The organism is Moorena sp. SIO4G3 (assembly GCF_010692305.1).
Taxonomy (GTDB): Bacteria; Cyanobacteriota; Cyanobacteriia; order Cyanobacteriales; family Coleofasciculaceae; genus Moorena; species Moorena producens_A.
In genome coordinates this window covers 1-7,787 of record NZ_JAAHIG010000397.1, presented here as the reverse complement: position 1 = coordinate 7,787, position 7,787 = coordinate 1, and the positions used below count along the sequence as shown (strand labels likewise).

The window sequence follows — 7,787 nt, the reverse complement described above, 5'->3', positions numbered from 1 at the left end:
CTCGAAAATCACCAAATCTTTCCGGTAAATCCCGCCAGGGAATCCCAGCTCGATATCGGTACAATACGGCTTCGACAAACAATCGATTATCTTTAGCCGTGACTCCTACCGTCTCTTTTCTCCCTGGTAGTAAGTCTTTGATGCGTTCCCACTGGTCATCACGTAAAGCATAGCGGCGTTTGATCATACCATAGCTCCCGATTGACTCAACTGTCTACATCTATCGATTCTAAACTAGATTGATACCTATTTGATGACACGCCCTAATACCTAGAATTTATCGATTATTGCTGTATGGCTTTGCCGTCAGTGTCTGGTAGTTGACTCTTGGGGCAATGCTATGGTTGATGGGTGTACCCCACACCTGACAGAAAAGCCAAAACTAGATCTTTACTATATCTTTGCTGATCAACTCCCATCATCATGGCGCAAACCTATGACACGACATCACTATGAACCTGAACTCAAACTGCATTCTGAAAAAGGATTAGACTACACTAAACTGCGAGATGTACTAGCAGCAGGCAAGTGGAAAGAAGCCGACCTAGAGACAGCCAGGGTACTATTGGAAGCAGCAGGTCGAGAAGCTGAAAAATGGCTAGATGTAGAGTCCCTCAAAACATTTCCCTGTGCTGACCTGCTGACCATTGACCAGCTTTGGGTAAGATACAGCCAAGGACACTTTGGGCTTAGTGTTCAGCAGTCCATTTATCAAGAGGCCGGAGGAGACTGCGTTAGGCTAGGTGAACGCATCGGTTGGAGAGTCAGGGGAGAGTGGATAGCCTATAGTAAAATCAAATGGAATTTAGATGCCCAGATGGGACACCTACCCGTCTGTATGGCATTCATCTGGAGTAATCATCGGTCTGTATCCGGTATCGTGTGGTTATCTCGGGTAGGGTGTGAGGCGTGGTATACTTCATTGATGCAAAGACTTTTAGAGTGTAGCATATAAGCGTTACAGCCCAAGGAAATAATTCTTTAAACAAAAATTTTAAACAAAAATCTTTGCTACAAATTATATAAAGATTTTAGGGATTTCAAGGTTAGTTTGATAACTCAAAACTACCAGGTCTATTGTTTGGAGCACGCTTTGTACAAACTAGGGATAATTTGTTAGTCTATGGGTTAATCCCCACGCCCTACTGCTGGTGTTGGAAGTCGATAAATCGTTTCCGTTTACCATAAACAAACATAATTCTGTACTGCTATGAGATAGGCTGTATCTGGATAGACAACAATGCAGTATTGAAACTCTGCCCTCTTGGATAGGCGCAGATTCTTCGGAGGAGTTAACTAACAAATGTTAGCCATTGCTCGAAACAACCACATCAACCTAACCTTCCATAACACCAAAAGGCTTGCAGTCCATCAGGCAGTGCCAATTCCCGCTACTCTCTCATGGTGGTGGGGGTTGAGGTTACCTTTAAGTATGTGGTTTGTAAGTATGTGGTTTGTAAGTATGTGGTTTGTAAGTATGTGGTTTGATTCACTAGCCTTAAAGCCTTTGCTGGCAGGGGCTAAAACTAGACTACGTGCCTGTAGCCAATCAATAATTTCGATTGATTGTATTTTGAGTGGAATCTCCCACCACTGGGACTCCCAGCCAACCTTAAAGTTTTTTTTGTATAACTATTATTGTAGTACTTTGACAGCAGTTAAAATCGCCTCCTCGCGTTTCCTCAACCACAGAAATGACCACATAAATAATAGTAGTTTCCACTGTCCCGTGAGGCTTTAGATGACCAGCGCTTATATCCTGATAGCCTCAATTTTGGTGTTGGGGGGGTTACTCGCTACCTTAGGCGATCGCATGGGTACACGAGTAGGAAAAGCACGGTTGAGTTTATTTAATCTACGTCCCCGTACTACTGCCACGGTAGTAACAATTATCACCGGTGGCTTAATTTCCGCCTCGACCTTGGGGATTTTGTTTGCCACCAGCGAGTCTCTACGGGATGGCATTTTTGAACTTGATAATATCCTCAAAAAACTTAGAAGTGCTCGCCGGGAGGTCAGCCAATTAGAGGATGAGAAAAATCGAGTAGAGCAGCAGTTAGAGGACGCCAGAGCAGAGCAAATAGAGGTTCAGAAGCGTTTGGATGAAACCAATCGAAATTTCCAACAGGCTCAAAATCAACTGAAAGATGTCTCTGCTCAGCTTGGGGTGCTGCGTACTGAAATTAAGTCACTCCTAGGGGAACGTCAGCTGCTAATCCAACAGCGGAATCAACTCAATGAACAAATTACCCAACTCCAGAGCCAAATCACTCAATTAAAAGAATTGGTGAAAAAACGGGATCAGGAAATGCTGGAGCGAGACCAAGCTATCCTGGAGCGAGACCAAGCTATCCTGGAGCGAGACCAAGCTATCCTCAAACAAGACCAAACGATCCAACAGCGGGATCAGGAGCTGGCTGACAAAGACCAAGCTATCAAACAATTTGACCGGAAAATTGCCGAACGGGATCAAGTCATTGCTCAGCGTGAAACGTTCCTAAAAAAACTCGAACAAGAACTTAAAGAACTTGAACAAAAACTTAAACAAAAGGAGCGTCAACTTGCTGAACGTAATAAACAACTTCAATCACAAGAAAAACAACTGGCTTTTTTAAAGCGGGAACTAGAAATTCTAGAACAGTACTATCAGAATTATCAAGTACTGCGTCAGGGAAATGTTGCTTTAATTCGTGGTCAGGTACTCACTTCCGGAGTAGTACGAATTGTCGATCCAACAGCGGTAAATCAAGCCGTTGATCAACTGTTGAGCCAAGCCAATAAGACAGCCGTAGACATTACCCGTGCTAGTAGCAGTAATTCCCAAGAGCCACTGGTGCAAATTACTCAAGCACAAGTGGATCAGTTAGTCCAGCAGATTCAAGATGGTAGAGACTACGTGGTGCGAATTCTTTCAGCAGGTAACTACGTTGAGGGGGAAAAAGCAATACAAGTATTTGCAGATGCAGCCCTCAATCAGGTTGTCTTTAAGGGGGGTGATATCCTTGCTACCATCTCCACTAATCCCTCAACTATGACCAATGAACAAATTCGCAAGCGCCTCGATCAGTTATTGGCAGCCTCTGAGTTCCGTGCCCGTCGCGCTGGGATTTTGGGTGATATTCAAGTTGGAGATGGTCGGCTGACCACCCTCATCAACTTTATTGAGCAGCTGGAGAAGTATGGCCAACCCCTTAATGTCAAGGCTATTGCCCAAGAAACTGCCTACACAGCTGGTCCTTTAAAAATGCAGCTGGTAGCGAGCTACAATGGAGAAGATGTTTTTAAAACTATTGTTAACTAGCTAGGTTGTTAGCAGTCAGCAGTCAGCAGTGAGCGGTCAGCCGTTAGCGGTCAGCCGTCAGCGGTCAGCCGTCAGCTTAAAATAAACCTCGTTCGAGGTGGCACAGGCCACAAGCGCTGTGAGGTAACTCAGCATTATTCGAATCCTTACCTCTTTTCTTCAAAAGCTATTCAAACGCTGATTGCTGATTACTGATTGCTGATTGCTGATTACTTAATTTTTAAGTAGCTAGCTCCTCCGCAACTTGCCAATCGGGATTGTTATTAACTGCCTCCTGAAGTAGCTCAAACATTTGCCGACAATGGTTATTAACCTGTAGAGGTAACTCTTCATTTTTGACGACAAAATTTATGGGCACTTGTTGATCAGTGGCTTTCGATTTGTCAATCAATACGTCCACTGTAACCAGCTTCGTAAAGGATATATTACCCGGACTTTCTCTTGCCATTATATAGTCATCACTCTCGTAGAGAATTTCAAAATCGCAGGATTTTAGAACCTCAATGAGTAACGGCAGAAGACGATCAAGGGGAATAGTGATTTTAATGGAACGAGTGTAGCGAGCCATATAGACCTGGGGCTTGCTGATAGCTAAACTTTTCTATCTTGACATTCCCCCGTGCTAGGGATTGCTCGCACGGGGGATTATCGGTTGATATACTCGCCATAACCTGAAAGGTTTATACCAACCAAGCTAGAGGGCAAATCTCCCGAAGGGTTTTAGGTCTTATTGACCCAGTTTTCCGCATTCCCTGCTGTAACTTGTTTATCAAAACGGCTGTTGATAGCTAACTAGTTTTTTGCTTCTAAGCCGACCTAGGTGACCAAATTGTTAGGCAAGGATTACGCAGTACCCTATCTCTGGCGATACTTTTTACTTTACTCTACGGACGAAGGATTTGGGCAATAACTTATTGTTTTTTTAATTTATTTTTAAATTATTGGTTTAACCAATAGGTTAAACTTGTTGGTTTATTACTTTATCAGTTGATTAACTTATTTTTTTTTAACTTTTGTTACTTGCTAAATTTTGCGTTCCCACTCTAGTTAAAAATTTCGGGTAATCCAGGATTATTTTAACGCAATTAGACCCAAATGTCAAGAAAACTATCAACGGCGGTTAAAATCACCCTACACGCTCAGGTTTCACCCCCGTTTTAAAAAGGCAGAGTTTTCAAGGAAAGACCCAAGGGGTAAAGCTTACGCGAAGGTAAGATTTTTTATGGGAATTCCCACAAGCCAAAACCCCGCGTTTTTAAACCGGGTTAGAAGTTACCGTAAGAATAGGCCAGCCTTTATGGTTGGTCGGCTATGCATAAAAGGTTTAAAACTTTATAATTAAGGCTGCCCTAATAAACAGGTTTCGTCTCCGGGATGTAGGCTCGCTGAGACTTTAGTCGCCTAGACATAATTTTGGCAAAAAGTTGACAATACATTAGCGCTAGGGTATAATTTAGATTATGGGTACAGGCTGAAAAACCGAGGCGCAAACGGGAGAGAGACCCGCCACTGCAAGGGCGTTAAAGTAGTAATGCCCGGAGGGTAGGGAAAGTCCTCCTTTCTTGATGCAGTCGCTCATGGGGGAAACCCCCAAGACCGCGCTGCATCGCTAAAAACCCAACCATCAACTAACAATTGGTGTGTGAACCCAGCAAGATCACAACTTGAAACTAAACGGTACGGCGGGGTTAGAAGTTACCGTAAGAAGAGTGGAGCCTTTATAGTTAGTCGGCTATGATTAAAAAGTTTTAACCTTTTTGATTAAGGCTCCACTCTTCTAAGGTTTCGTCTCCGGCACGCCGGAACCAGGTGAAACAGGGAAGCAACGGACTTCATAAGGCACTTCTCAAAAAGTAACTAAACGCTATCGCGAGACTAGCCCGCTGGGTATGCACGTGAACTGAACTAAAATCTTAGTCTTGACGGGATTTCGGTTTAGATATTGCCAAACTTCTGACAGAGTTAGAGACTTGGACACGAAGGTTTAAGGCCGGTCGTAGATCTAGGAATCCCCGTCACAAAGCGAGCGGAGAGTGTCAAAATAATCGAATTTTCAAACATACGAGCTATGAATGTAGCAATCATTGGTTGTGGATACGTGGGTAGTGCCGTTGCTCACCTTTGGCATCAAGAGTTAGGGTTATCCACTACAGTAACCACTACTACCCCTGAGCGCGTCCCAGAACTAAAAACAATTGCTGACCGAGTGGTTGTGGTTAAAGGAAACGACCCGATTGGTCTAGAATCGGTAGTGAAAAACCAGGAGATTATTCTTCTGTCTGTGGGTGCTGCCAATGGTAAGGTCTATCAAGAAACCTACTTAGACACAGCCCAAACCTTAGTTTCTGTGCTCAAAACCGCTCCTACGGTACGACAGCTAATTTACACCGGAAGCTATGCTGTCTACGGTGATCGACAGGGAGGCTGGGTAGACGAAACATCACCGATTTCTCCCCTTAGTCCCAATTATGAAATTCTAGCGGAAACTGAGCAGGTATTACTATCAGCATCCAATCCTAATCTGAAGGTTTGTATCCTGCGTCTGGGAGGAATTTATGGTCCGAAGCGGGAACTAGTCAAAATATTTGGTCGATTTGCAGGTACTACTCGTGAGGGTTCGGGTCAAGAAGTCACCAATTGGATTCATCTAGATGACATAGTTGGTGCGATAGAATTTGTCCGTTCTCACCAACTGCAAGGGATTTATAACCTAGTAGATGACCAAATACTGACTTATCAAGACTTGCTTGAAAAAGTATTTAAACAGCACAACTTACCCTCTGTATCCTGGGATTCCTCCGTTACCAAAGCCCGACCTTACAATGCCCGAGTGTCAAATAAAAAGATAATTGACGCAGGTTACCAGCTCATTCATCCAGAAAAAATTTTCTAATCTGATTACTTGGTGGGATTAGTTGACTGAAAACTAGCCTAAATATAAGGAACGAGGCGATTGGTGCATGAATCGCCTCTAGCCAAGATTCAACAAATACACTATCTAAAATAAGTGTGAATTTTTTGTGATAGATAGGATTTGGGATTTTAGGGAATCGGGAATCGGGAATCGGGAATCGGGAATTGGGAATTGGGAATTGGGAATCGGGAATCGGGAATCGGGAATTGGGAATTGGGAATCGGGAATTGGGAATCGGGAGTAGGGAATCGGGAATCGGGAATCGGGAATCGGGAGTAGGGAATCGGGAATCGGGAATCGGGAATCGGGAGTAGGGAACAGCGGATCTGGGAAAAAATCTTGTTTATCTTATTACTATCAGAAAATTACTATGAGAACCGCTAGATATAATGTCCGGATAATTACCCTGTCTTGATGCAATAGCGAGTGGGGGAAACCCCCAAGACCGCGCTGCATCGCTTAATAAAAATCTCCCCATCTCCCCATCTCCCTATCTCCCTATCTCCCCATCTCCCTATCTCCCCATCTCCCTATCTCCCCATCTCCCTATCTCCCCATCTCCCCACACTCCCCTCTCTTTTCTATTTCCCTGGGCGCAGCCCTATGAGCTGATCGGTGGTACCGTCAACCCTTTAAGAGCCACCCCTTCTGCTGATGGCGTTAACCCCTTACTTTGAATTAAAACCCCAAAGCCACCCAATCCCGTTGGATCGATCAACTGGTGTAACCGTTGGCGACGCTGCATAATTTTGATCACATCCTGTGCTGTTGCCTTCACGTAGCGTGACCTACGGCCAATCCCATTTCCCTCTTCTGTCGGATCAGAAAGGGCAGCTATGCGATCGCCTAATCCCAATGCCATTAGAAACAACCCTTGCTTGGTGAAACCTACTTTACCCAAACCACATAACTCTCCTTGTCGCTCTAGGGCAGTAAAATCCACATGAGCAGTAATGTCTTGTTGGCCGATATAACTATAGGGGTTATTGTGGTGCCGGTGGCGATAATAACACTGTAGTGTTCCCTGATCACGGGCTGGCAAATAATACTTTTGGGCTGGATAGCCATAATCAATGGTTAGGACAAAGCCCTTGTTTAACCATTTCGCAACCGTTTTAATCCAATCCAGTGCGGCGAGATTCACCTCAGAGCGATAACCCTCTGGATAGGAACCAGAGAACAAATTAATACCTACCAAATCAAAATACTCTCTCAGTTGCGGTGTAGAAGGGGTATCTAAAACTTCTACAAACTTAATTTCATCGCCATCCTGCTCAACTGTTCCGATATAGATTTCTTTGAGATCTCCTGCTTGCAGCACAACTTGATGTACCGGTAATGCATCAACCAATTCGTTAGAGAAACAGCAACCAGTCACAGAATTGTCTTGTATTTCTTCCCAAGAACACCACAGCACAGGTAACGAGTGCTGGTGATTGTCCAGTCTAGGTAGGTTTAGTTTCAACAACAGCTGCTTCTGTTGAGCAATCATTGCTGTTGCCTTTTCCACAATGATGTAATTTACCGCACCATAGCAATCTGGGTAGTGCTGGTGCAAGTAAACTAGAACAT

At 44.1% G+C, this 7,787-nt stretch carries 8 protein-coding genes; 5 read left to right on the top strand and 3 right to left on the bottom strand.

The window, feature by feature from the left end; all coding sequences use genetic code 11:
* On the bottom strand, positions 1 to 187 hold a 187-nt coding region (locus tag F6J99_RS37825; protein ID WP_293121018.1), incomplete at its 3' end, for a transposase.
* A 153-nt stretch (positions 188 to 340) separates the two neighbouring features.
* Here F6J99_RS37825 and F6J99_RS37820 point away from each other — a divergent pair.
* Positions 341 to 955: a GUN4 domain-containing protein gene (locus F6J99_RS37820; RefSeq protein WP_229415336.1), complete on the top strand. Its 615-nt coding sequence runs from the start codon at positions 341 to 343 to the stop codon at positions 953 to 955.
* Positions 956 to 1,741: 786 nt separating this feature from the next.
* Positions 1,742 to 3,301: a DUF3084 domain-containing protein gene (locus tag F6J99_RS37815; protein WP_293121016.1), complete on the top strand. Its 1,560-nt coding sequence runs from the start codon at positions 1,742 to 1,744 to the stop codon at positions 3,299 to 3,301.
* Positions 3,302 to 3,521: 220 nt separating this feature from the next.
* Here F6J99_RS37815 and F6J99_RS37810 read toward each other — a convergent pair whose 3' ends face one another.
* Positions 3,522 to 3,869, bottom strand: a complete 348-nt coding sequence (locus tag F6J99_RS37810; RefSeq protein ID WP_070393473.1) for a hypothetical protein — start codon at positions 3,867 to 3,869, stop codon at positions 3,522 to 3,524.
* A gap of 1,500 nt (positions 3,870 to 5,369) precedes the next feature.
* Here F6J99_RS37810 and F6J99_RS37805 point away from each other — a divergent pair.
* From F6J99_RS37805 to F6J99_RS37795, 3 genes are all read left to right on the top strand, one after another.
* Positions 5,370 to 6,194: an NAD-dependent epimerase/dehydratase family protein gene (locus F6J99_RS37805; protein WP_293121014.1), complete on the top strand. Its 825-nt coding sequence runs from the start codon at positions 5,370 to 5,372 to the stop codon at positions 6,192 to 6,194.
* 185 nt (positions 6,195 to 6,379) lie between these two features.
* Positions 6,380 to 6,529: a hypothetical protein gene (locus tag F6J99_RS37800; protein WP_293121012.1), complete on the top strand. Its 150-nt coding sequence runs from the start codon at positions 6,380 to 6,382 to the stop codon at positions 6,527 to 6,529.
* Between the two features lie 112 nt (positions 6,530 to 6,641).
* Positions 6,642 to 6,827: a hypothetical protein gene (locus F6J99_RS37795; protein ID WP_293121010.1), complete on the top strand. Its 186-nt coding sequence runs from the start codon at positions 6,642 to 6,644 to the stop codon at positions 6,825 to 6,827.
* Here F6J99_RS37795 and F6J99_RS37790 read toward each other — a convergent pair.
* Positions 6,817 to 7,787, bottom strand: a 971-nt coding sequence (locus tag F6J99_RS37790) for an SAM-dependent methyltransferase (protein ID WP_293121008.1), incomplete at its 5' end; no start/stop codon positions are given. The genes F6J99_RS37795 and F6J99_RS37790 overlap by 11 nt on opposite strands.

Excerpts from the sequence above, each read along its gene's own strand:
- F6J99_RS37820 (WP_229415336.1), top strand. The coding sequence starts at position 341 with ATGGTTGATGGGTGTACCCCACACCTGACAGAAAAGCCAAAACTAGAT.
- F6J99_RS37805 (WP_293121014.1), top strand. The coding sequence starts at position 5,370 with ATGAATGTAGCAATCATTGGTTGTGGATACGTGGGTAGTGCCGTTGCT.
- F6J99_RS37815 (WP_293121016.1), top strand. The coding sequence starts at position 1,742 with ATGACCAGCGCTTATATCCTGATAGCCTCAATTTTGGTGTTGGGGGGG.
- F6J99_RS37810 (WP_070393473.1), bottom strand. The coding sequence starts at position 3,869 with ATGGCTCGCTACACTCGTTCCATTAAAATCACTATTCCCCTTGATCGT.